This window comes from Bacillus cereus group sp. N8 (genome assembly GCF_016483685.1).
Taxonomy (GTDB): Bacteria; Bacillota; Bacilli; order Bacillales; family Bacillaceae_G; genus Bacillus_A; species Bacillus_A proteolyticus.
The window spans coordinates 383,563-407,815 of the sequence record NZ_JAEHBK010000001.1; the positions used below are offsets into that span (position 1 = coordinate 383,563).

The following is a 24,253-nucleotide window of genomic DNA, read 5'->3' on the forward strand; positions in this document are numbered from 1 at the left end:
CCTTATAGAAATCCGTTTTCTTGTAAAAAGCTTTCGGTCATTGAATCAGTTCTTTTTACAGGTTTAGTAATAAAGCGTTCGATATATTTACCAATCATGTCACACTCAATGTTTACGATATCTCCAGCATTCTTGTCCCCGATAACAGATTCGCTTACTGTGTGCGGGATGAGTGAAATGGTAATAGAAGAATCGTCTATATCAAATATCGTTAAACTCGTTCCATCAACAGCAACGGATCCTTTATGCAAACAATAGCGTAGTAATTCATCAGAAATTGCTATTTTGTAATAGACGGCATTATAATGTTGTTTTTTAGTTAAAATCGTACCGATACCATCGATATGTCCGGTGACGAAATGTCCCCCGAATCGTCCGTTTGCAGCCATCGCCCGTTCTAAATTCACTTTGGAACTGGGCTTTAGCATACGAAGTGATGTTGCTTTCATTGTTTCGGGCATTGCGTCGACAGTGAATGAAGTAGTTGTAAAATTAGTTACGGTTAAGCAAATGCCGTTAACCGCGATACTATCACCCAGCTTAACATCCGATAAAATTTGATTTGCGCTAATAGTTAGTTTCATTGCTTCCCCGCTTTGAGTCATGCTTGATATCGTTCCTAACTCTTCTACAATTCCTGTAAACATTCCATCACCTCGCTTTTTAAGGTTGCAACAATTTTTATATCATTACCAATTTGTTTCATCTCTTGAATTGTTAAGGAAAGTGCGTCTTGTAACTTCGAAAAACCAGCTCCGCCAAATAAAGTGGGTGCATCTTTTCCACCAATTAATTTCGGGCTAATATAGGTCACAATTTCATTAAAACTATTTGTTTTTAAGAAGTTTGCATGCACCGTTTGACCACCTTCAACGAACAGAGAAAGAATTTGTTTTTCACCGAGTAGGGATAGGACATCTTGTATTTCAATTTGCTGTGTTTTCATTTGGAATACAGCTATATTGTTAGATTCATAAGACGCTATTTTCTCTTTATTTACATCCTTACCGACAATAATCCATGTCGGAGTTAAGCCATCTGTTATGACATGAGAAGATGGCGGCGTTCGTAAGTGGGTATCTAAAATAACACGTATAGGATGTTTACCTCCGTTTGGAATTCGTGTTGTTAAGTGTGGATTATCAGTTAGAACTGTATTCACACCGACTAGGATAGCATCATGCATATGACGATATTCGTGAACATCAGCGCGTGCTTCTTCGCCTGTAATCCACTGGCTTTCACCCGTTACAGTTGCTGTTTTTCCATCTAAGCTCATTGCTGTTTTTATTGTTACAAAGGGACGTTTCGTTTTCATATAGTGAAAAAAGTATCGATTTAATAAAGTGGCTTCCGCCTCAAGAACACCAGTAGTTACCTCGATTCCAGCTTCTTCTAATCTCCTTTTTCCATTGCCAGAAACGAGGGGATTGCAATCCAGGGTAGCAATTACAACGCGCTGAACTCCTTTTTCAATGAGTAATTCACAGCAAGGGGGTGTTTTTCCAAAATGGCTACATGGTTCAAGTGTTACATAAACAGTAGCGTCTTTTGCTCTTTCACCAGCCATGTGAAGAGCATGAACTTCAGCATGTTCTTCACCAGCATGCATGTGGGCACCTATTCCAACAATGTTTCCATCTTTTACAACAACAGCACCAACCATAGGATTTGGACTCGTTTGCCCAGTTGTACCTTGTGCTAACTGCAAGGCAATCCTCATATATTCTTGATCTGTCATTCTCTTCACCTCTCCTGAAAAAATCAAAAAACCCCAAGGATATAAAATCCTTGGGGTTTGGGAGACGTGATTTCTAGAAATATAGTTCGAATACGAAAGTATAGGAAAGAAACCTAACGATGACTGATATTTTGGCATAAGGAAAAAAACCTAGCAAAATATCGAATTTTTCAAACGCTAGTCGTATCTTTTTATTCCAGTATAGAAACATAAGTATACAAAATAAAACATATATAAAGATTCAAAATGAAACTTTATAAATATGCATACTGAAATAAAAGTGTATTCGCTATATAAAATTACTAGAAAACATATCCTTCTCCCATCCAGACTATACTGTCGGCCCTAGAGTTTCACTAGATCCACCGTTTTCGAGTTGAAAACGGGTCACGGACTTAGAAGTTTGCACTTCATCACCGCCGGTTGGGAATTTCACCCGACCCCGAAGGATGTTGTTTGCTCAAATTATAGCACAAAAAAAATAAAAGGCTAGAAAAAAATATTCGAATGTGAAGAATTGTGTGAAAATATATGTAGGCTGGAATGGGGAAAAAAGTATGAGAAATGTTGTAAGGAGAAGGGATATAACGGAGTTGCTAAAAAGAAAAAACATGCACAAAAAAATGTGCATGTTACGTACAAAACTATTCTGCCTCGGGTGCTCTAACAACAGACTCGAATTTGCCTTTATGCGAAGCATCGCAATAAGGCATGTTTTTCGATAAACCACAACGACATAAAGAAAATGCTGGTTTTGCTGGGAATACATTCCCTTGTGAGTCAACTAATTCCACGTCCCCTGTAACGCGAAAAGAGCCATTATCATTTACTTTAATTTGTACTTTTGCCAACCTTATCCCTCCTTCCCAAACGCTTAATCTCATCATATAATCAGGGAGAGTACTTGACAATACAAAAAGAGCACTTTATTTGAGAGAGAAGAGAGTGTTATAATAGTTTTTATAACTGACTAGAGTAAGGTGACGAAAGATGGATAAAAAATTACGAACACTACAAAATATTGCAAATGAGCGCACGTGGGCATCATTTTTGAATGATAATCATCCATATAGTTTACTTCATTGGTCAATCGCAGGTGTAGGACAAGAACCGAAAGATGTTTGGTTATTGCAAGATGAGGTGACCTTTCAAACGACGGAATTTCTGACGCTAGATGAGGCAATAAAGTGGATTTCTGAAAATATGGAACAAGTTACAGACGTTTTAGCGCAGTGAAAAAACAGGCTTATGCAAGCCTGTTTTTTGTTTCTTTTACATATGTGTTTAAAAATTGATCGATGGCAGCTTCGTACTCTTCTTTATTTTCATTATAAGAACAAGCGTGTGCACCATGTTCTGCAATATAAAGTTGTTTATTATTTTCCTTCGCTTCATAAAGTGATTTTGTCATATCAGATAAAATATAGTCATCATCTTTACTGTGTATAAAAAGAACAGGATTATTAATGTTTTTTATACAATCAATTGGTGAAACTTCACGGATTGTATAGCCGTCACGAACCTTTAAAAAGGCGTTTGCTAAAGGTAATAAAGGCCATTTGGGTAAATGGAATTCAACTTTTAAACGATGTTGTAACTGTCCGTAAAAATCCGAGAAAGGGCAATCTGCAATATAAAAATCGGCACCATCTTCTACAAGCCCTGCATATTGAAGAAGGGTTGCAGCCCCCATAGATTCACCATGAATTCCAAGGATAATATTTGTTCCAAAACGACCTTTTAGCCAGTCAACTACTGACTTTAAATCGTGTTTTTCATAGTACCCATAGCTTGTTGTTTTACCACCTGTTTTACCATGGCGGCGATGATCATAAATAAATACGTTATATCCTCTGCTTAAAAATAAGTTTGCATACTTAACGGAATTCATTTTATTTACAGTCACACCGTGGCAAAAAATCATAAATTTATTGGAATGCCCAGCTGGCATGTAGTATCCGTGAAGTTCGTATCCAAATTGAGAAGAGATGTGAATTTCTTCTTTTTGAATAGCGTGAAAATCGTCCAAATGAAAATGCTTTTTCGTTTCGCGTTCTAAAACTTCTTCCTCTGTCTTTTTCTTCAAGTACATAACTTTATTTGTAAAGAAAATCCCAATCGCAGTTATTGCACCTAGTATAGTAAACAATGCTGTAAAAAAACGTTTCATACTTTACCTCATCCTCCAAATACCTCTACATATGATACACTTACATTGTATCACAATGATATAAAAAGGGGAGAAATCGTATATGGTTCATATACAAAAAATTACACCAGAAATGAAAGAAACAATTCGGGTCTTTATGTGTGAAAGCTGGGGGAGTTCAATGATGGTCTCGCGAGGCAGAGCACATCAATTAGAACAATTACCTGGTTTTATTGCACTTAAAAATGACAGAATAGTAGGAATTATAACGTGTGAAATACTAAAAAGCATGTGTGAAATTGTATCGTTAGATAGTTTTGAGGAAGGAAATGGGATTGGAACAAAACTGGTGGATTGTGTATTGCAAATGGCAAGGGAAAATGAGTGTAAAAAAGTGTGGCTCATTACGACGAATGATAATATGAGCGCACTCCGATTTTATCAAAAACGTAATTTCATAATGACGAACTTATACATGGACGCCGTGAAGGAAGCACGAAAAATAAAAAAAGAGATTCCGTTTATTGGTCATGATAATATTGCAATTTTACATGAAATTCAGTTGGAGTATATTTTGTAAGAAAAGTGAAATTTGTGTAACAATTTTCAGAAATATAAAACAATATTCTTGACGAATGTTATATTTTGGTTTAGTTTAAAATTGTAATCTATTACCATATTAAGGGGTGACGATGTGGCAACTATACGTGATGTTGCAAAATTGGCTGGTGTTTCAGTTGCAACCGTTTCAAGAGTTATTAATGAAAAAGGATATGTCCATGAAGATACGGTAAAACAAGTAAAGCAAGCAATTGAAGAGTTACAATATAGACCGAATGCGACAGCAAAGCCTTTATTTAAACAACCTTCAACAATGATTGCATTACTGGTAGATACTTTGCATAATCCATCATACATCACTTTGCTCCGTTTCGTTGAGGAAATAGCATATAAAGAAGGGTATCAAGTAGTAGTTTGTAATATAGAAAATAAGAATAGATACATAGATATGTTGGCGCAAAATAACATCGCAGGCGTTATATTGACGAAATCTGTTTTTCAAAGTATAGGAGAAATCTCACTTCCTTTCGCTGTGCTTGAAGAACGACAATCTCTGACTAGTTATTATGAAAGTGGGCAGAAAGCTGTTTCTTTATTGAAAGAGAAAGGCTGCCAGTTTCTTGCTTATATTGGCGAGGGAGTAGAAAGTGAAGAAATGGAAGAGCATGTGGCAGGGTTTTTAGATACTGCTTGGAAAGAAGGACTTTCTTATCGAGAGGAAATTGTACAAGGGTATACGAATCAACAGTTTCTTGAATTGTTACAAAAACATCCATACATAGATGGGGTTGTAGCTTCAAGTGATAAGATTGCTATTGAGCTAATCAGGGCGGCGAAAACGCTTAATATTCATATACCAGATAAGTTGCAAATCATTGGATTTAACGGGAGTGCAGAGGGTGAATGGATAAGCCCATCATTAACGACGATTGGAAGTTATATCGAAGAAAATGGGGAAATAGCATTTCAGCAGTTAATAGGAAAAATAAAGAAGAAACAAGTGGGACAAGAAGAAGTGGAAACAGAATTTAGATGTATTGAGAGAGAAACAACAAAGTAAAAGGTGCGTTGATAAAACGCACCTTTTATAGTGTAATTGCGGCAATAAAGCCGAATATAAGTAACGGTATATTATAGTGTAGAAAAGTTGGTACACATGTATCCCATATATGGTGATGCTGACCATCAGCATTTAAACCGGACGTTGGTCCAAGTGTACTATCAGATGCTGGAGAACCTGCATCACCTAGTGCACCAGCTGTACCGATAATTGCGATTGTTGCCATTGGACTAAATCCAAGCTGGACGCATAAGGGTACGAAAATTGTTGTTAAGATTGGGATGGTTGAAAAGGAAGAACCAATTCCCATCGTAACGAGAAGTCCAATAACGAGCATAAGAAATGCAGCAAGCGGTTTATTATTTCCGATTATATGTGCACTCGTTTGCACAAGAGATTCAACATGTCCAGTTTTTCGAAGAACAGCGCCAAATCCAGCGGCAGAAATCATAACAAATCCGATAAAGGACATCATACGCATTCCGCTCGTTAAAATAGCATCGGCTTCTTTAAGAGGGAGACTACCGCTAACTGATAAGACGATAATACCTGCTAAAGCACCGAAGATCATTGATTCTGTTGCTAATTGAACAGTTAATGTAGCGATTATTGATAATAAACCAAAAGTAATGCTTCTTTTTGTATAGGGAACGATTTCATTCTGTGTAGCATGAACTTGTTCCGTTTCATACGTACGTGGTTTTCGGTATGTAATGAAAACCGCTACACATAATCCAATAATCATACCGATTGCTGGAATAGTCATTGCTTTTGGAATAAGAGCGACATCAAATGTAAGCCCGCTTTGCGCAGCATTTGTTTGCAATACGTCATGATAAATTTTTCCGAATCCTGCTGGGACCCACATGTAAGGGGTAATTAATCCAAATGTAATAAGACATGTTACAAGCCTACGATCCACCTTCAGCTCATTTAATACTTTTAAAAGTGCTGGAATTAAGATCGGGATGAAGGCGATATGAACAGGGATAATATTTTGTGAGAAACAAGCCATTGTTAAAATGATAAATAATATGAGTATTTTAGAATAGACTTGTTTTTTCGTGTCTTGTTCGTTGCCAATCCATTTTAAAGCTGATTGGATCATTGCATCAGGAAGTCCTGTTTTTGAAAGTGAAATAGCAAATCCACCGAGCATTGCGTAGCTTAATGCGATAGGAGCACTGTTCCCAAGACCAGTTGTAAAAGTACTAATTGTTTCTGAAATACCGAGTCCACCGATAAGTCCGCCTGTTAAAGCTCCAACGATGATGGCGACAATGACTTGGACACGTAACAAACTAAGCACTAGCATGACTGCTACTGCGATGAGTACAGCGTTCATAATAAATGTAATCTCCCTAATTTTTATTCTGTTAAGGCAAGCAAATGTTTGCAGTGACATATACTTGCGACATATTATTATAAGATGTTTTTTATGAAATGTAAAAGAGCCTGTCGTTATGCATGTTGAAAAGATAGCTCTTGTTTAATTGATTGTAAAGATTGAGCGAATAGTTCAGGCTCTTCTAAATCTGGAGAGTGTGCCGAGTTTGGAAACCAAATCATTTTTTTAATCGGAGCGTGAATAATATCGCAATATTGTTGAACGAGTGCGTAAGGAGTTTGATAATCATAGCGACCAGAACAAAAATAAACCGGAACAGATAAACTTGAAATAGACGAAAAGAAATCGATTGTTAGCATCTCTTCCCATAAAACTCCTGACTTTAAATTTCCTGCGAGAAATTTGAACCAATCTAATAGCGTATATTCAGGAGAAAAGAAACCTTTTCGTATGAAAGAAAAGGAAGATCCGTTTTGGATTGCTCCGCCGAATGTGCCAAGCCACTTTCTTTGAATGATGAGACGTCGTGTATCTAAAAAGGGCGGTTTCCCTAATTTTAAAAGAGAAGCTAATGCTTTTTTATGGTCATGTTTTTTTGCAGAGCTAATTAAATGTTGATATAGTAATTCTTCGTTTTGCTTCATATGTACGATTTGACCGATGCCGATATATGCTTCTATATATTCAGGGCATTGACTAGCGACTTTTAGTCCGATAATACTTCCCCATGAATGACCGGCAAGAATTAATTTTTTCTTATTGAACCTTTTAAGAAGATATTGAATGACTTCTTTTGCATCTGAAACAAATTGATCAATCGTAAAATTTGTTTGGATATCTCGCAATAAAAAGGATTTACCAGCCCCGCGTTGATCCCAATTAATAACGATAAAGTGCTTTTCTAACTCTTTTTGAAAATGACGAATAAAGCCAATTTGTGCCATACCAGGCCCGCCGTGACAGCATAATAAAATAGGCTGTTCCACGTTTTGCCCGCGTATAAGGAGAGATTGTTTCCGGTCATTAATCATAACGCTTTCTATCGTAGCGATACTGTTAGGGATTAATTGCTTCTTTTCGTTATAAAACTGAGGTGTATAGCTACGAAAAAGCATATGTAAACCTCCTTTTCTTAAATGGTATGAAGCGCACAGGCTCTTTCTTTTGCATATACTACTAGAAAATCATTGTATCATAACATACTGGTCAGGTTTCAAGTTTAGGCGATTAAGAGAGGAGGGAGAATGTGACGATTGGAGAAATTATTGATTCTTTAAATAGACGCGAATCAATCGCAATTATAGCAAAACGGCTTGAAATGAGCCCATATACATTATCAAAGAAATTAAGAATGATTGGATATGAATATGATGGAGAGCAGAAAAAACGCATCTTTATAGGTGATGGAGAAGAGCCGCGTCATTTACAAATCCAAGAAGCTACTGCCCTTCAATATGCAAAAACGGATTATCAATTACTAATTTATGAACAATTGCAAAGTATTTATGAATTGTTAAGAAAAAGAGAAGAAGTAAGCGTGCCGATTATAAGTGGAATTTCAGAGAAAAAGAAACGAACCTTTTCTATTAATACGGAAATATTAGCGAGATTAGATGTTATATCCGAAGTTAAAGGGATTCAAAAGTCTAAAATTGTAGAAGAGGCACTACAGGAATTTTTGCAACGATATGATTTTAATGAGGTATCACATTTAGATAAATGAAGAAAAGGATACTATGTTCAAAGTAAGAACGAGTATCCTTTTTCAGGTTCATGTATATTACGAAAAAGTTAAAGGGTATGTGCGTATAATTTGTAATGAAAAGTGCTCCTTTTATAGGGAACGACATTTTCCATTTACAGCACATACAGTTATTTGAAAAATATTTAATTTAATTTTTGAATCCGTCCATCAATAATCGGCTGAATCGGTTCTTTCAATTGTTTTACATAATCGACTAACGCTTCAAAGTCGTTTGGACCCGTTTCAGCATTTTTTCCATTTTTAAATGATACGAATCCATCACCACCCGAAGCTAGGAAAGCATTTGCAACTACGCTATACGTTTTCGTAGAAACTAATTCTTCACCATTTGTTAAACGGATATTAGTAACCTTTTCACCATTCGGTTTATTTGCATCCCAAGTATATTGGATACCTGAGATTTGGAGCATTCTCGTTGCACCTTTTTGCCATTGTTGATTTAAAATCTCGCGAATATCTTGACCTGTTAAATCTACTTTAATTAATTGATTCCCGAAAGGCTGAATACCGTATAATTCGCCCCATGTAATATCTCCAGCGTCTAAGTCATTACGAATGCCGCCAGGATTCATAAGAGCGATTTGCGCTTGCATTGTTTGTCGCTGTGCATCGGCAATTACATTTCCAAGAGTGGACTCACCAGCATCGTTTTGTTTACGGTCGATAGCTGCTGTAGATTTTCCGACAACTTCATTTACAAGCGGTGCGATTTTTTCTTTATATTGGTCTAGCTTTTGTTTTACTTGTTTATCAGGCTCTACACCTTCATGATATGTTGTAATAACTTCAGCTTTTTTCTTAACAATATCTTTTGTTTTACGATCAATTGTTACATCTACATCTGAGAAAGCCGTTCCGTAAGAGTTCGCTTGGACGATAAGTTTATTATTAACTGTACCATTTACATACGTATGACTATGTCCACCAAAAATAACATCAACTACTGGATCTGTTTCATTTGCAATTCGAGTGAGGTCTCCATTTGTTACACCAGACTCATCAGTTGTTCCGCCGACATGCGCAAGGACTACGATAGATTTAACGCCGAGACGCTTTAATTGTTGCGCTGATTTATTAATAGCCTCTACTTCGTCAGTGATTTCTACATTTTTAAGCATAGTAGGCATAACGACATTTGGCGTATCCGTTGTAACAACTCCAATGAATCCTACAGGAACTCCGTCAACCATTTTTACAGTAAATGGTGGTAAAAATAAGCGGCCAGTTGATTTGTTATAGAAGTTTGCAGCGACATAAGGGAAGTTTGCTCCTTTGAAATTCCCTGTTTTTTCATGGTAACCACCGTAAATGAGGCGTTTCATTTCATCGATACCTTCATCGAATTCATGGTTTCCGATTGTACCAACATCAAACTTTAAGTCATTTAAAAATTCAATTGTTGGTTCGTCTTGTAATAATGCGGAAACTGGTGGGCTGGCGCCGACAATATCACCGGCATGTACTAGAAGTGTATTAGGGTTTTGTTTTTTACGTTCTTTTAAATAAGTAGCTAAATAATCAGCGCCGCCAGCTTCTTTATTGTTAATTTTTTTTACAGTGTCTAGTTGTCCATGGAAATCGTTAATACCAAGCATTTGTACGTCTATGTATCGGTTTTGTTCAGCAGGAGTCTGAGATGGAGGAGCGGCGAACACGCTTGAAAAAGTCATGGTGCTTAAAATAGCGACAGCAGGAATAATTTTTTTCCACATAATTAATTTCTCCTTTTTTTATAATCTGACATCATACGACATAATTTTAATAGATTACTAGGATTATATCTACAATAAAATTTAGTTTTTTCGAAAAATTAACATATTTACAAAAAAAGAATAATAGAGAATCGGGTAGTAATACACCTTTTTTATTGTCGATTTCACTGTGTATCCTCTATAATGGAGAAAAAAGTAAAAGGTGAGTAGTATGAAGAAAAAGAAGCAAAGACAAATGCAAAGACACTCTCAAATGAATCAACCAGAGAAAGAATCGCTTACACTAGGTGATCAATTGAACGATTCGTTAATGCAACAATTAAAGAATAAGAAAAAAGAGTTGCAAGTGAGAGAAGAGAAAAAAGAGGCAGCAGAGCAAGAAAGAAAACGTAAAGAACAAAAAGAACGTGAAAAGAATAAATCATTTGAAGAACTGTTAAGTGAAAGTAACCTTACTTGGAAAGACTTTAAATAATAAAAAATGATCAGTGAGATGCCACTGATCATTTTTTTGACGAGTTTGTAAGAAAAGGGGAGTTAGAATGAGGAAAATTGTAGTCGTTCCGTATGAAAATCATTGGAGTGAGAAATTTCAAATGGAGGCCGAAAGATTAAAATTGGCAATGCCAGAAACGGTGAAAATCCATCATATTGGTAGTACATCAGTGCCAGGACTTGCGGCAAAGCCTATCATTGATATGATAATGGAAGTAGATAGTATTGAAAGAGTAGATCATTGGAATGAAAAGTTTGATGAGCTTGGTTACATTGTGAAAGGAGAAAATGGTATTTCAGGTCGTCGTTTTTTTATTCATGGAACTGAGGAGAAACGCTCGTATCATTTGCATGTATTTGAAAAAGGAAATCCTGAGATTACAAGGCATTTAGCATTTCGTGATTATATGATGGTTCATTGTGAAGAAGCAGAAGCGTATGCGACTTTAAAGAAAGAACTAGCTGAAAAATATACATATGATGGCACGTTGTATACAGAAGGAAAAAATGAATTTGTACGTGATGTTGATGAAAAAGCGAAAGAATGGATAGAAAGTAACGTGAACGACTGAGTTCATGTTACTTTCTAAAGAGGTATAAAATTATTATGTAAACTGTACGTATGTTTTGACATTTTGAATGAATCTTGTTGAAATAAAGTTATGGTTTATAAAAATGTAAGAATGAAAGGGAGAAAGACTGTGCATATTCCAACAACTACACTTCATAATGGTGTGAAAATGCCGATGATTGGTCTAGGCGTTTATAAAGCGAAAGAAGGCGACGAAGTTAAACAAGCAGTAAAAACAGCGTTAGAAGTTGGATACCGTTCGATTGATACAGCAACTGTATATGAAAATGAAAGCGGTGTCGGAGAAGCAGTTCGTGAATCTGGAATCCCGCGCGAAGACTTGTTTATTACAACAAAAGTTTGGAACGACGATCAAGGGTATGAGGAGACTCTTGAGGCGTTTGAAAAAAGTTTAAAGAAATTACAAATGGACTATGTAGATTTATATTTAATCCATTGGCCGATAAGAGGGAAGTATGTTGATACGTACCGTGCTCTAGAAAAGCTATACGAAGAAGGTAAAGTGCGTGCCATTGGTGTTTCTAATTTTCATAGACATCATTTAGAACTGTTATTACCAAATTGCAAAGTGAAGCCGATGGTAAACCAAGTGGAACTTCATCCAATGTTAGCACAATTTGAATTGCGTGATTTCTGTCAAGGTGAGCAAATTCAAATGGAAGCTTGGAGTCCTTTAATGAGGGGCGGCGAAGTATTTCAGCATCCAATTATTCAGGATATTGCTAAAAAATATGAGAAGACACCTGCACAAGTTATATTAAGGTGGGATATTCAAAGTGGGATTGTGACTATTCCTAAATCTGTTACGCCATCTCGTATTAAAGAGAACTTTACTATTTTTGATTTCTCATTAACTGAAGAAGAGATGGATCAAATTAATACGTTAAATCGTAATTTACATGTAGGAACGAATCCTGATAAATATGATACGTTATAAAAAAAGACTGCCGCCTAGTGTTGGGGGCAGTCTTTTGCTTTTATCGGTATCAATATTTTAGCGATGCAAAGCATATGAATCATACTTAACAATTTTTTGAAGTTGTACATATTCTTCTTTTGTTAAAGATAACTGTTGGCTAGCCTGTACATTTTCCTGCAATTGTTGAATAGAGCTTGCACCAGGTATAACAGCTGCAACAGTTTCGTTATGTAAGCAATATTGAATAGCTGTTCCTGTTAAAGAGCTTTCCCCGATTATTTCTTTTGCACTCGCGAGTGTCGTATATAATTCATCGTAAGAATAAGAAAGGTAATCTTTTTCTTTTACTCTTTCTATCTTTCTTGCATTATTGTCAGTTAGAATTCCTTTTGCAAGTGGTCCACGAGCAATAATGCTAATTTGATGTTCATTTAGAAGTGGGAACCATTCTTCAGGGCGACGATTTAAAAGGCTGTATTCCATTAGTACACTAACGATATTTGAACGTTTGGCATACTCTCGGATGACATTTGGACGTATAGAAGAAATACCGTAATGGCGAATGATACCTTCTTTTTTTAATTCTTCAAAGGCTTCAATTGTTTCATCTATAGGATCTTCAATCGTCCCGCCGTGAAGTTGATAAAGATCAATATAATCAGTTTGAAGTCTACGTAAACTTTCTTTCACTTCAGCCTTTATGTAATCCTTAGAAGGATCCCAAGACCAGCCGTTTTTTTCTTCTGTCCATCGATTTCCAACCTTTGTTGTAAGAACAATTTGGTCTCGTTTTCCCTTCAATGCTTTTCCGACAAATTCTTCGTTTAATCCATAATCATATAAATCCGCTGTATCAAAAAAATTGATTCCTAAATCGATTGCTTCATCGATAATGCCCATAGCTTCTGTTTCAGATGTACCGAGAGACATACAGCCAAGTCCCATTTCTGTAACAAACAAATCTGAATTTCCTAATTGACGTTTTTTCATAGGTCAACCTCCTTATCTTTATTGTACGCAAGGGAAAAGAGGTTGACAAATGTTTACTTTTTACTTGCTTTAATCCACTCTTGTACAGTTGTATACTCTTTGCCGTATTGTTTTAGTTTATGACGAATTTGCCATGCTTTTCCGACTAAAGTGACGCGATTTGGTAAAATATAAACTTTCATTTCTATCACGCTCCTTTCAATGTGGTAAAATGTATGAGTAAAGAATAGGAAATAGAACAGGGAGATGAAGTAGTATGAGTAATCTTGCAGAAAGAACAGTAAAAACTGAACCGATTTTTGATGGTAGAGTTATAAAAGTTCGTGTTGATGAAGTAGTATTACCAAATGGAGAAATGAGTAAACGTGAAATCGTAAATCACCCTGGGGCAGTTGCTATTATTGCTATTACTGATGAAGGGAAAATTGTACTTGTCGAGCAGTATCGTAAAGCTCTTGAAAAGGCAATTGTGGAAATCCCTGCTGGGAAGTTAGAACCTGGAGAAAAGCCAGAAGTAACAGCAGTTCGTGAATTAGAAGAAGAAACAGGATATGTATGTGAAAATATGGAGCTTATTACATCTTTTTATACATCACCTGGCTTTGCAGATGAGATTTTATATGTATATAAGGCGACAGGGTTAAAACAAAAAGAAAATAAAGCAGCTTTAGATGAAGATGAATTTGTGGAGTTAATGGAAGTGTCATTAGAAGAAGCCATTGATCTTATGAAAGACCTTCGCATTCATGATGCGAAGACGATGTTCGCTGTGCAATATTTACAATTACAAAAATAAAACACTCGCCTTAGGCGAGTGTTTTTTTAATTAATTTTTGCATATACACGTGCATCGCGTAAGCTACCATCTGGTGCTAGGAAATCATTTTCCATAGTACCTTCTAAAATAAATTCTAGACGTTCTGCTAAGTTACATGCTTTCACGTTTGTTGCATCAGTACGAATTTCAATTCTTCTAGCACCTAGCTTATCAAAAGCGAATTGAATCGCACCTTTAACAGCTTCAGTCATGTAGCCTTGTTTTGTATAGGCGCTATGTAACCAGAAGTGAAGTGAAAACTTTGGAATGTCCCAGTTTTCAGGCTTAAGAGTAATAGCTCCGATGAATGTACCAGATACTTTATCGTATAAGTGAAAATCAAGTGTTTCACGAAGTAAAAACTGTCCGTGAGCTTCGCGAACAATTTCTTCCGCACTCTCTTCTGTTTCAGCTGTAATTGGCATCCACGGTAATAAGTCTTCTAGAGAAGCTTGGATTGCTTCATATACTTCTGTACCGTCACCCGGAAACGGCTTACGTACTTGCAATCGCTCAGTTTGAAATAACGTTGGAAAATCTAATAATAATGGTTTCAAGAGAAATCCCTCCTATTCTCTACTATTTAGTTTAGCAAAGTAGAGCGGAATTTCAATGTTAATTCGTCATACTTTTTTTCTTTCTTTCATACATTTTTAGTAAGAGTGTGAACGGAGGGAAGGAAAATGTGGCGAAAAACTTGGCAAGACCGTGTAATGTCTCACATACAGGAAAACTCTTCATTATATATATTTAATGCTGTTTTATTATTGATGGGGGTAATATTTGGAGCGATTCTTGTGAATAGTTTACAAATAAACCAAAAGCAAGATTTATCATTTTATTTACAACGTTTTTTTGGACAAGTTTCTAAAGGAGAATTTGCAATCGCGGGCGAAATGTTTCGAGAAAGTTACTTTTCGCAATTAAAATACATCGGCTTTATTTGGATTTTGGGGATTTCGATTATTGGGTTACCACTCATTTTCATCTTATTATTTTTAAAAGGAGTAGTTGTTGGATTTACAGTAGGTTTTTTAGTAAGTCAGCACGGATGGAATGGATTATTGTTAGCGTTTGTGTCTGTATTGCCGCAAAATTTAATTATAATTCCTGTATTTCTCATTATGACAACAATTGCTGCAAGCTTTTCCTTACGCATGATTAGACATCAGTTTATTAGGAAAATAACCGAGCCACTATTACCATTATTAATTCGTTATACATGTTTCTTTCTAGTGATCGGAGCGGTGTTAGCTCTTGCTTCTAGTGTTGAGGCATATGCATCACCAGTTTTAATGAAAGAAGTCGTGGAGGCTATTAACAAACAATAAATACTTTTTGAGAATAATTATCAATTTGTTTTTATTGTTTTTCTTTTGACAGAAGCCCTTCTTCTGATATAATGGTGTAAGAGTGGCGAGGAGGGAGTAGTACCGAATGGAAGAAAGAATTGAACGAATTAAGAAGCAATTACATGCAGCGAGCTATAAATTGACACCACAACGTGAAGCAACAGTTCGTGTGCTGCTAGAGAATGAAGAAGATCATTTAAGCGCAGAAGATGTATACCTCCTTGTAAAAGAAAAGTCGCCAGAGATCGGATTAGCAACCGTCTATCGAACTTTAGAGTTATTGTCTGAGTTAAAAGTTGTCGATAAGATTAACTTCGGAGACGGTGTTTCGCGCTATGACTTACGCCAGGAAGGTGCACAGCGTTTCCACCATCATTTAATCTGTACACAATGCGGTGCTGTACAAGAAATACAAGAAGATTTACTTGGTGAAGTGGAGAATAAAGTAGAACGAGACTGGAGCTTTAAGGTGAAAGATCATCGTTTAACATTCCATGGGATTTGTAAAAATTGTCAAGAAAATGAAACGGATGAAAAATAACCTTTTCCTATTTAACTAGGAAGAGGTTTTTTATTTGAATAAGGTATAAATTGGTGAAAGCTTGGCATATGTTGTAATAACTTATATTTTGGAGGAATTTACAATGCGCCGAGCTTTAAAATTAACTTTTGATGGGATGAAAGTATTTTTATTATTTACGAGTTGTACGATTTTGTTTTATTTCGCTATACTATGGATAAATGAAGAATATGAAAGTTACCATCGTTATGAAAAGCCAAAAGAAGAGACTGTAGAAAAAGTATCAGGGAATGAGGAGCCGGCAAAGGATGCTTTCGTAAATAGAATGATGTTTTTCTATGAAAATGGGGAGTAGTGTATATTGGAAGATCAATTAAAAGATTTTATTCATTATATGATTGTTGAAAAAGGGTTAGCGAAAAATACAGTTGTATCTTATGAACGTGATTTGAAAAGCTATGTGAAGTATTTGCAAAATGTAGAACAGACGAAGACATTCCATGAAGTGACGCGCATACACATTGTTAACTTTTTGCAGTATTTAAAAGAAAACGGAAAATCTTCAAAAACATTGGCACGTCATATTGCATCGATTCGTTCGTTTCACCAATTTTTACTTCGTGAACGAGCGGTGGAGCATGACCCATCGGTACATATTGAAACGCCGCAAGGGGAACGGAAATTACCAAAAGTATTATCGATTGACGAAGTAGAAGCATTACTTCAGACTCCGAAAGCGGTGAGCGCTTTTGGGATTCGTGATAAGGCAATGTTGGAGTTATTGTATGCAACAGGACTTCGTGTTTCAGAATTAATTGCATTAAATTTAGAAGATGTACACTTGACTATGGGATTTGTCCGCTGCATAGGGAAAGGGAATAAAGAAAGAATTATTCCATTAGGAAGCTTAGCAACGGAAGCAATTCAAAAGTATATTGAAAAAGGAAGAAGAGAACTGATGGGTAAAAAAGCAGTAGATGCACTCTTTTTAAACCATCATGGTAATCGATTATCAAGACAAGGGTTTTGGAAAATTTTAAAACGATTAGCGAAAGAAGCAAATATTGAAAAAGAGCTTACACCGCATACGTTACGTCACTCGTTTGCTACGCATTTATTAGAAAATGGGGCAGACTTACGTGCCGTGCAAGAAATGCTTGGACATGCAGATATTTCAACGACGCAAATTTATACGCATGTTTCAAAAGCTAGATTAAAAGATGTATATAAACAGTTTCATCCGAGAGCATAGTTATTATGCTCTTTTTTCATAGATTAAGAAGAGTAAATCGTTTCACAGAAACTTCACAAACATTTCGTATATTGTTTTCAGCAGAAGACTGGAATATTACAATGTTTTTCCTCTATACTAAAGAAAGTATGAAGGAGGAAATGATGATGAAAAAACTTATTATGACGTTATTTATCGCGATGCTAGCATTGGCTGGCTGTAATACAAACAAAGAAGAACCGAAAAAAGAACAGAAACTTGAAGCTGTAAAAGTAGCAGTTCAAACGAATCCGAAGGAAATTAAACCTGGTGAAAAAACAGAAGTACAAGCACTTGTTACACAAGGAAAAGAAAAAGTAACGGATGCTGATGATGTAAAGTTTGAAATTTGGAAAACAGGCGACGAAAAACACGAGATGTTAGACGGTAAGCATAAAGGAAAAGGTGTTTATGCTGTAGAGAAAACATTCGAAACTGATGGAGTATATCATATTATTGCTCATACAAATGCACGTGAAATGCATGTTATGCCAGAAGTAAAAGTGGCTGTGGGAAATGCAAAAGTTGAAGATGCGAAAAAAGAAGAAGGCCATGGAGACCATAAAAGTGATACGATGATACACCTTATGGCTGGTGATATTAAAGCAAATGCTGAGTCAACAATGAAAGTTCATTTAAAACAAAAAGAAGAGGCACTAACTGGTGCTGAAGTACAACTTGAAATTTGGAAAGACGGCGTTGAAAAGCATGAATTTATTCCAGCAAAAGAGGGGAATAAAGGCGAATATGAAAGTAAGTATACTTTCAAAGAGAATGGTGCTTATAAAGTGAAAGTTCATGTAAGAAAAGGCGAATTACATGAACACAAAGAAGAAACAGTAGAAGTAAAATAAAAAGCAGCTCTTTAGAGCTGCTTTTTATTTTTATATTAGGAAATATGTTATAAAATAATTAGCACTTCTTCGCAGAATGGATTACAATAGAAGTGTGAATAAAATAAGAAATTCTACGAAAATGTATTAAAAAGAAAGCGTAAACATGTTATGATATCAATATCAGATGTCTGACATCTGACTTAGAAAAAACTAGAAATGTTTTTGATTCGTTTGAAAGTAAAACGAAAAAGTTAGAGAATGATTTAAAGCAGTACTGTTTAATAATGAGGACGAAAGATAATTCCCATTGATAACAGTTTCACTTTATAGCGTTTTGAACATACTACAAGAAGTAGAACTGAACATATAGGAGGTTGCAGTTATGAATAAATATAAACGTATATTCCTAGTCGTGATGGACTCTGTAGGAATCGGTGAGGCACCTGATGCTGAGCAGTTTGGTGATTTAGGTTCTGATACAATTGGTCATATCGCTGCACATATGAATGGATTAAACATGCCAAACATGGTGAAATTAGGTCTTGGTAATATTCGTGAAATGAAAGGGATCTCTAAAGTAGAGAAACCGCTTGGATATTATACAAAAATGCAAGAGAAATCTACCGGTAAAGATACAATGACAGGTCACTGGGAAATTATGGGCCTTTACATTGATACACCATTCCAAGTATTCCCTGAAGGATTCCCAAAAGAATTACTTGATGAATTAGAAGAAAAAACAGGCCGTAAAATTATCGGTAATAAGCCAGCTTCTGGAACAGAAATTCTTGATGAGCTTGGTCAAGAGCAAATGGAAACAGGCTCTTTAATCGTGTACACGTCTGCTGATAGCGTATTACAAATTGCAGCACACGAAGAAGTAGTGCCACTTGATGAGTTATATAAAATTTGTAAAATTGCCCGTGAACTAACGTTAGATGAGAAGTACATGGTAGGACGTGTTATCGCTCGTCCATTCGTTGGAGAACCAGGGAAATTCACACGTACACCAAATCGTCATGACTATGCATTAAAACCATTTGGCCGCACGGTAATGAATGAATTAAAAGATAGTGACTACGATGTAATTGCTATCGGTAAAATTTCTGATATTTATGATGGCGAAGGGGTAACGGAATCACTTCGTACGAAGTCTAACATGGATGGAATGGATAAGCTTGTAGATACATTAAACATGGACTTTACAGGTCTTAGCTTCTTAAACTTAGTTGACTTTGATGCATTATTCGGTCACCGTCGTGATCCACAAGGATATGGAGAAGCTCTGCAAGAGTATGATGCACGTCTTCCAGAAGTATTCGAAAAACTTAAAGAAGATGATTTATTATTAATTACAGCAGACCATGGTAATGATCCAGTACATCCTGGTACTGATCATACACGTGAATATGTACCGTTATTAGCATATAGCCCAAGCATGAAAGAAGGCGGACAAGAATTAGCACTTCGTCAAACATTTGCTGATATTGGTGCAACTGTAGCAGAAAACTTCGGTGTGAAAATGCCAGAATACGGAACAAGCTTCTTAAACGAGCTAAAGAAATAGGGGGATAAACAAATGAATCGTGAACTTATTACAAAATCAGCTTCATACTTAAAAGAGAAATTTCAAGAAACACCACAAGTAGGACTAATCCTTGGATCTGGATTAGGTGTATTAGCAGATGAAATCGAAAATGCGGTAACAGTGCCTTACAGCGAAATTCCTGAATTCCCAGTATCAACTGTAGAAGGGCATGCAGGTCAACTAGTATTCGGTACACTTCAAGGTGTACCTGTAGTAGCAATGCAAGGACGTTTCCATTTCTACGAAGGATATGACATGCAAAAAGTAACATTCCCAGTTCGTGTTATGAAAGAACTAGGTGTAGAAACTGTTGTTGTAACGAACGCAGCTGGTGGTGTAAATACATCATTCGAGCCAGGCGACCTTATGTTAATTTCAGACCACATCAACTTCATGGGTACGAATCCATTAATCGGACCAAATGATTCTGAAATGGGTGTACGTTTCCCTGATATGTCTACATCATATACGACAGAACTTCGCGAAATGGCGAAACAAGTTGCAGCAGACTTAAACATTAAAGTACAAGAAGGTGTGTACGTTGGAATGACAGGTCCTGTATATGAAACACCTGCTGAAATTCGTATGCTTCGTACACTTGGCGGAGATGCAGTTGGTATGTCAACAGTACCTGAAGTAATTGTAGCTCGTCATGCTGGTATGAAAGTACTTGGTATTTCTTGTATTTCAAATATGGCAGCTGGTATTTTAGATCAGCCACTTCACCACGATGAAGTAATTGAAACGACAGAACGTGTTAAAGCAAACTTCTTAGCATTAGTAAAAGCAATCGTAAAACAAATGAAGGGGTGACTTCACAATGAGAATGGTGGACCTAATTGCAAAAAAACGTGATGGACAAGCATTAACGACAGAAGAAATTAACTTTATTATTGAAGGATATACAAATGGTGATATTCCTGATTATCAAGTAAGTTCACTGGCAATGGCAATTTTCTTCCAAGATATGAATGATCAAGAACGTGCAGATTTAACGATGGCAATGGTAAATAGCGGTGATACAATTGATTTATCAGCCATTGAAGGGGTAAAAGTAGATAAGCATTCAACAGGTGGTGTTGGTGATACAACGACACTTGTATTAGGTCCATTAGTAGCTGCTTTAGGTGTACCGGTAGCGAAAATGTCTGGACGTGGTTTAGGACATACTGGTGGTACAATTGATAAATTAGAAGCAGTTCCAGGATTCCATGTGGAAATTGAAAATGATGAATTCATGCGTCTTGTAAATGAAAATAAAATTGCTGTTATCGGTCAAAGTGGAAACTTAACACCAGCTGATAAAAAATTGTATGCACTTCGTGATGTAACGGCAACAGTAAACTCAATTCCGCTTATTGCAAGCTCGATTATGAGTAAAAAAATTGCTGCTGGTGCAGATGCAATTGTTCTTGATGTAAAAACTGGAGCAGGAGCATTTATGAAAACGGATGAAGATGCAAAACGTTTAGCTGAAGCAATGGTACGCATCGGTAATAACGTTGGTCGTAATACGATGGCGGTTATTTCTGATATGAGTCAGCCACTTGGTGAAGCAATTGGTAACGCATTAGAAGTACAAGAAGCAATTGATACATTACAAGGTAAAGGACCGAAAGATTTAGAAGAGTTATGTTTAACGCTTGGAAGTCAGATGGTGTACCTTGCTGGACAAGCTTCATCTTTAGAAGATGCGCGTGAAAAGTTAATTGAAGTAATGAACAATGGTAAAGCGCTAGAATCATTTAAAACGTTCTTATCAGCGCAAGGCGGCGATGCATCTGTTGTTGATGATCCTTCTAAATTGCCACAAGCACAATTTAAAATTGAAGTAGAAGCGAAAGAAGACGGTTACGTATCGGAAATCGTTGCAGATGAAATCGGAACAGCAGCAATGCTTTTAGGAGCAGGGCGTGCAACGAAAGAGTCTGAAATTGATTTAGCAGTTGGTCTAATGCTTCGCAAAAAAGTAGGCGATAGCGTGAAAAAAGGTGACTCTCTTGTTACAATTTACGCAAACCGCGAAAATGTTGAAGATGTAAAAGCGAAAATTTATGAGAACATGAAAATCGCTAAAGACCACGTAGATGCACCAACTTTAGTACACGGTATTGTAACGAAGTAATAAAAAAAAGCTGAGGAGATTTCTCCTTGGCTTTTTTTACTATTTTTTGTTTATAATAATAATGGGTGAAATTATGATTAGAATTTGTGCAATAACGAAAAAAAATGAAGTTTTATATGATGTTTCGCTGGAAGACACGAAAAAAGAAAACATCGTATGGTATTGGCTTGATTTATATAAGCCGACGAAAGAGGAGTATACATATATTTTACAAGATCACTTCAAGTTCCATCCCCTTGCGATTGAAGATTGTGTAGAGTATGTACAGAGACCAAAGGTAGATTTTTATGATGGATATAACTTTTTAGTTCTCCATGCATTCGGAGAAGACGGATTAGAACCGCATGAAATCGATTTATTTGTTAGTGATCGATATATAGTCTCTTTCCACTTCTCTCATAATAATGCGATTGAAAGAGTATGGAAAACGCTCGGTGAGAAAAAACGTATTAAGAAGAGTCCTTTACATGTAGCACATACAATTATTGACCAAATTGTAGATGATTATTTCGCACCTGTTTATTACATTGAAGACCATTTAAATGCAATTGATGATAATTTAACGGGTGAGACAGCAGGAAGTGTGCTAGAAGAGGTATTTGATATTCGTACAGATTTATCTAAACTAAGGCGTACGATTATTCCGATGCGTGATTTATTGTACCGCATTTTAAATTCAACTCGTTTTTACGGTATAAGCGATCATGAAATTTATTTTAAAGATATACATGATCATTTGCTTAAACTGACAGAGATGATTGAAGCAAGCCGTGAATTAACAGCAGATATTCGAGATAGTTACTTTTCACTGAACTCCCACCATATGAACAATATTATGAAAACATTAACTGTTTTCTCAACTATTTTCATGCCGTTAACATTTATCGCAGGGGTATACGGCATGAACTTTTCACATATGCCAGAGCTTGGCGGGAAGTATAGTTACTTTATTTGTCTATTAATTATGGCGTTAATTGGCGGGGGCATGATGGCTTGGTTTTATAAAAAAGGTTGGTTTAAGTAAAAAACACCGAGGTTTCCTCGGTGTTTTTTACTAGCCAATAGCGTGTAATACGAACATGGCTAAGAATAAGCATGTAATGATATACATGGACGGTGCGACTTCTTTACGCTTTCCAAGAGCAACTTTCAAGATAGGATAAGCAATAAATCCGAACGCAATGCCATCAGCGATACTATATGTGAGCGGAATCATAACGATAATTAAAAACGCTGGAAATCCTTCTGAAAAGTCGTTCAGAGGAATTTGTTGAATGCTTGTAATCATCAGGCCGCCAATAATAATTAAGATTGGTGCAATGGCACTATCAGGAATTAGTTTGACAAACGGAAGAGCAAACAGTGACGCGAAGAATAACAACCCTGTAACGATAGACGTCAGACCTGTTTTTCCGCCTGCAGTAATACCTGCGGCACTCTCTACTGTTGAAACGGTAGGGCTTGTGCCAAATAGACCACATGTCATTGCTGAAATTGCATTTGCTTGGTAAGCACGTGGGAATTTACGGTCATCTTCTAATAAACCGTGCAGTAGTCCCATGTTCTCAAAAATAAGCACCATGCTTAAGGAGAATGTTGCAATCCAAAATGGTAAGGAAGAAAGTTTCCCAAATGACATAGCTCCAAACACATCGCCGTAATTAGCGAATGAAAACGAACTATTTCCCACTTGACTCGTATCAACAAGGCCAAATAGCCATGCAATACCAGTTCCAATTGCAATCGTCCATAAAAAGTTTCCACGTACGTTACGCACAAATAGCACAAGTGCCACAATAAGAGTAAGTAGTGTTGCAAGAACGACAGGACTACTTAATTTCCCCATTGCAACAGCAGTATTAGGATGCGAAACGACTAAACCACCTTTTTGCAAGCCGATGAAAGCTAAAAACAACCCGATACCGACAGTGATCGCTTCCTTTAATGACCTTGGAATCGATACCGAAAGCACGCGAGCAATCGGTGTAAAAGCAGCAATTGCAAAAATAATACCGGCGATAAAAACAGCTGCTAATGCTTCTTGCCAAGCTAGACCGAGCGTGTGCACAGCAGTGTACGTGAAGAATGCATTTACACCCATACCTGGGACAAGAATAGCAGGTGCATTTGCCCAAAATGCCATAAGTAGACATCCGACAAATGAACTAAAAACAGTTGCTAAAATTCCAGCTTCAAGAGGAATGCCGGCATCTGATAAGATTGACGCATTTACAATCATAATATAAACGATCGTGAAAAATGACGTGACTCCAGCTAAAACTTCTTGTTTTGGTGATGTTTGGTGTAAGTCTAATTTAAATGTTCTTTCAAGTATTCCTTTCATGTTAAACCTTCTTTTTCATATCCCTCTCCCACCCGTGATATCTCTTTTGTAAGAGCTCACCGTCCTTTA

Annotated in this window: 28 protein-coding genes and 1 riboswitch; of the genes, 17 read left to right on the plus strand and 11 right to left on the minus strand. The window is 36.5% G+C overall.

All coding sequences use genetic code 11. The annotated features are described in order from the left end of the window. Positions 1-2: 2 nt before the first annotated feature. The 3 genes from ribE to JDS80_RS02075 form a co-directional block, all read right to left on the minus strand. Complete coding sequence (ribE, locus tag JDS80_RS02065; protein ID WP_071746988.1) at positions 3-647, minus strand: riboflavin synthase; 645 nt, start codon at positions 645-647, stop codon at positions 3-5. Next, positions 629-1,741, minus strand: a complete 1,113-nt coding sequence (gene ribD / locus JDS80_RS02070) for a bifunctional diaminohydroxyphosphoribosylaminopyrimidine deaminase/5-amino-6-(5-phosphoribosylamino)uracil reductase RibD (protein ID WP_199636934.1) — start codon at positions 1,739-1,741, stop codon at positions 629-631. The genes ribE and ribD overlap by 19 nt, the downstream gene beginning before the upstream one ends. A gap of 310 nt (positions 1,742-2,051) precedes the next feature. Continuing rightward, positions 2,052-2,195: riboswitch (FMN riboswitch) on the minus strand. A gap of 190 nt (positions 2,196-2,385) precedes the next feature. After that, complete coding sequence (locus tag JDS80_RS02075) at positions 2,386-2,592, minus strand: CDGSH iron-sulfur domain-containing protein (RefSeq protein WP_001151582.1); 207 nt, start codon at positions 2,590-2,592, stop codon at positions 2,386-2,388. 139 nt (positions 2,593-2,731) lie between these two features. On the opposite strand from JDS80_RS02075, the gene JDS80_RS02080 reads away from it, so the two are divergent. After that, complete coding sequence (locus JDS80_RS02080) at positions 2,732-2,977, plus strand: DUF2552 family protein (RefSeq protein ID WP_071746986.1); 246 nt, start codon at positions 2,732-2,734, stop codon at positions 2,975-2,977. Between the two features lie 10 nt (positions 2,978-2,987). On the opposite strand, the gene JDS80_RS02085 is transcribed toward JDS80_RS02080, so the two are convergent. Then, positions 2,988-3,911 carry an alpha/beta hydrolase gene (locus tag JDS80_RS02085; RefSeq protein WP_071771591.1) on the minus strand — a complete coding sequence of 308 codons (924 nt, stop codon included), beginning with the start codon at positions 3,909-3,911 and terminating at the stop codon, positions 2,988-2,990. Positions 3,912-3,993: 82 nt separating this feature from the next. Between JDS80_RS02085 and JDS80_RS02090 the strand changes: the two genes are divergently transcribed. Beyond that, entirely contained in the window at positions 3,994-4,470 is a 477-nt protein-coding gene (locus JDS80_RS02090) for a GNAT family N-acetyltransferase (RefSeq protein WP_071771590.1), read from the plus strand. A 114-nt stretch (positions 4,471-4,584) separates the two neighbouring features. After that, positions 4,585-5,511, plus strand: coding sequence for a LacI family DNA-binding transcriptional regulator (locus JDS80_RS02095; protein ID WP_199636936.1), 927 nt, complete (start codon positions 4,585-4,587; stop codon positions 5,509-5,511). Positions 5,512-5,536: 25 nt separating this feature from the next. Here the strand turns inward: JDS80_RS02095 and JDS80_RS02100 are convergent, their stop codons facing one another. Both JDS80_RS02100 and JDS80_RS02105 read right to left on the minus strand, forming a co-directional pair. Further along, positions 5,537-6,856 (minus strand): Na+/H+ antiporter family protein, encoded by a 1,320-nt coding sequence (locus JDS80_RS02100; RefSeq protein ID WP_071771588.1) that lies wholly within the window; start codon positions 6,854-6,856, stop codon positions 5,537-5,539. 116 nt (positions 6,857-6,972) lie between these two features. Then, positions 6,973-7,974 (minus strand): alpha/beta fold hydrolase, encoded by a 1,002-nt coding sequence (locus JDS80_RS02105; RefSeq protein ID WP_071746981.1) that lies wholly within the window; start codon positions 7,972-7,974, stop codon positions 6,973-6,975. Between the two features lie 131 nt (positions 7,975-8,105). Here JDS80_RS02105 and JDS80_RS02110 point away from each other — a divergent pair, with 131 nt between their 5' ends. Next, positions 8,106-8,582 carry a ribbon-helix-helix domain-containing protein gene (locus JDS80_RS02110; protein WP_071771587.1) on the plus strand — a complete coding sequence of 159 codons (477 nt, stop codon included), beginning with the start codon at positions 8,106-8,108 and terminating at the stop codon, positions 8,580-8,582. 164 nt (positions 8,583-8,746) lie between these two features. Here the strand turns inward: JDS80_RS02110 and JDS80_RS02115 are convergent, their stop codons facing one another. Continuing rightward, the gene (locus JDS80_RS02115; protein WP_199636938.1) at positions 8,747-10,336 is read right to left on the minus strand and encodes a bifunctional metallophosphatase/5'-nucleotidase; all 1,590 of its coding nucleotides are present in this window, start codon (positions 10,334-10,336) and stop codon (positions 8,747-8,749) included. Between the two features lie 211 nt (positions 10,337-10,547). Between JDS80_RS02115 and JDS80_RS02120 the strand changes: the two genes are divergently transcribed. From JDS80_RS02120 to JDS80_RS02130, 3 genes are all read left to right on the plus strand, one after another. Continuing rightward, positions 10,548-10,811 (plus strand): YqkE family protein, encoded by a 264-nt coding sequence (locus JDS80_RS02120; protein WP_002122262.1) that lies wholly within the window; start codon positions 10,548-10,550, stop codon positions 10,809-10,811. Between the two features lie 67 nt (positions 10,812-10,878). After that, positions 10,879-11,403 (plus strand): GrpB family protein, encoded by a 525-nt coding sequence (locus tag JDS80_RS02125; protein ID WP_071771585.1) that lies wholly within the window; start codon positions 10,879-10,881, stop codon positions 11,401-11,403. 129 nt (positions 11,404-11,532) lie between these two features. After that, a complete protein-coding gene (locus JDS80_RS02130; protein ID WP_071771584.1) occupies positions 11,533-12,360 on the plus strand; it encodes an aldo/keto reductase in 828 nt (275 codons plus the stop codon). A 57-nt stretch (positions 12,361-12,417) separates the two neighbouring features. Here JDS80_RS02130 and JDS80_RS02135 read toward each other — a convergent pair whose 3' ends face one another. Both JDS80_RS02135 and mciZ read right to left on the minus strand, forming a co-directional pair. Continuing rightward, positions 12,418-13,332 (minus strand): aldo/keto reductase, encoded by a 915-nt coding sequence (locus tag JDS80_RS02135; protein ID WP_071746976.1) that lies wholly within the window; start codon positions 13,330-13,332, stop codon positions 12,418-12,420. A gap of 53 nt (positions 13,333-13,385) precedes the next feature. After that, a complete protein-coding gene (mciZ, locus tag JDS80_RS02140) occupies positions 13,386-13,514 on the minus strand; it encodes a Z-ring formation inhibitor MciZ (RefSeq protein ID WP_071746975.1) in 129 nt (42 codons plus the stop codon). Positions 13,515-13,588: 74 nt separating this feature from the next. On the opposite strand from mciZ, the gene JDS80_RS02145 reads away from it, so the two are divergent. Next, positions 13,589-14,128 (plus strand): NUDIX hydrolase, encoded by a 540-nt coding sequence (locus JDS80_RS02145; protein WP_000067049.1) that lies wholly within the window; start codon positions 13,589-13,591, stop codon positions 14,126-14,128. A gap of 26 nt (positions 14,129-14,154) precedes the next feature. On the opposite strand, the gene JDS80_RS02150 is transcribed toward JDS80_RS02145, so the two are convergent. Then, positions 14,155-14,706 carry a GNAT family N-acetyltransferase gene (locus tag JDS80_RS02150; RefSeq protein WP_199636940.1) on the minus strand — a complete coding sequence of 184 codons (552 nt, stop codon included), beginning with the start codon at positions 14,704-14,706 and terminating at the stop codon, positions 14,155-14,157. Between the two features lie 126 nt (positions 14,707-14,832). Between JDS80_RS02150 and spoIIM the strand changes: the two genes are divergently transcribed. The 9 genes from spoIIM (at position 14,833) to corA (ending at position 22,864) form a co-directional block, all read left to right on the plus strand. After that, positions 14,833-15,480 carry a stage II sporulation protein M gene (spoIIM, locus tag JDS80_RS02155; RefSeq protein WP_000269098.1) on the plus strand — a complete coding sequence of 216 codons (648 nt, stop codon included), beginning with the start codon at positions 14,833-14,835 and terminating at the stop codon, positions 15,478-15,480. 106 nt (positions 15,481-15,586) lie between these two features. Then, positions 15,587-16,042: a ferric iron uptake transcriptional regulator gene (fur, locus tag JDS80_RS02160; protein WP_000392654.1), complete on the plus strand. Its 456-nt coding sequence runs from the start codon at positions 15,587-15,589 to the stop codon at positions 16,040-16,042. Positions 16,043-16,145: 103 nt separating this feature from the next. Beyond that, positions 16,146-16,376 (plus strand): YqzK family protein, encoded by a 231-nt coding sequence (locus JDS80_RS02165; protein ID WP_001250436.1) that lies wholly within the window; start codon positions 16,146-16,148, stop codon positions 16,374-16,376. 6 nt (positions 16,377-16,382) lie between these two features. Further along, a complete protein-coding gene (gene xerD, locus JDS80_RS02170; protein WP_000390077.1) occupies positions 16,383-17,273 on the plus strand; it encodes a site-specific tyrosine recombinase XerD in 891 nt (296 codons plus the stop codon). A gap of 143 nt (positions 17,274-17,416) precedes the next feature. Next, the gene (locus tag JDS80_RS02175; protein ID WP_199636942.1) at positions 17,417-18,145 is read left to right on the plus strand and encodes a FixH family protein; all 729 of its coding nucleotides are present in this window, start codon (positions 17,417-17,419) and stop codon (positions 18,143-18,145) included. Between the two features lie 364 nt (positions 18,146-18,509). Then, positions 18,510-19,694, plus strand: coding sequence for a phosphopentomutase (deoB, locus tag JDS80_RS02180; RefSeq protein ID WP_199636944.1), 1,185 nt, complete (start codon positions 18,510-18,512; stop codon positions 19,692-19,694). Positions 19,695-19,706: 12 nt separating this feature from the next. Further along, entirely contained in the window at positions 19,707-20,528 is an 822-nt protein-coding gene (locus JDS80_RS02185; protein ID WP_071746972.1) for a purine-nucleoside phosphorylase, read from the plus strand. 7 nt (positions 20,529-20,535) lie between these two features. Continuing rightward, on the plus strand, positions 20,536-21,840 hold the full coding sequence (locus tag JDS80_RS02190; protein ID WP_071746971.1) for a pyrimidine-nucleoside phosphorylase: 1,305 nt from the start codon (positions 20,536-20,538) through the stop codon (positions 21,838-21,840). Between the two features lie 61 nt (positions 21,841-21,901). Continuing rightward, complete coding sequence (corA, locus tag JDS80_RS02195; RefSeq protein WP_071747015.1) at positions 21,902-22,864, plus strand: magnesium/cobalt transporter CorA; 963 nt, start codon at positions 21,902-21,904, stop codon at positions 22,862-22,864. A 30-nt stretch (positions 22,865-22,894) separates the two neighbouring features. On the opposite strand, the gene JDS80_RS02200 is transcribed toward corA, so the two are convergent. Continuing rightward, positions 22,895-24,184: an NCS2 family permease gene (locus JDS80_RS02200; protein WP_199636946.1), complete on the minus strand. Its 1,290-nt coding sequence runs from the start codon at positions 24,182-24,184 to the stop codon at positions 22,895-22,897. Between the last annotated feature and the right edge of the window lie 69 nt (positions 24,185-24,253).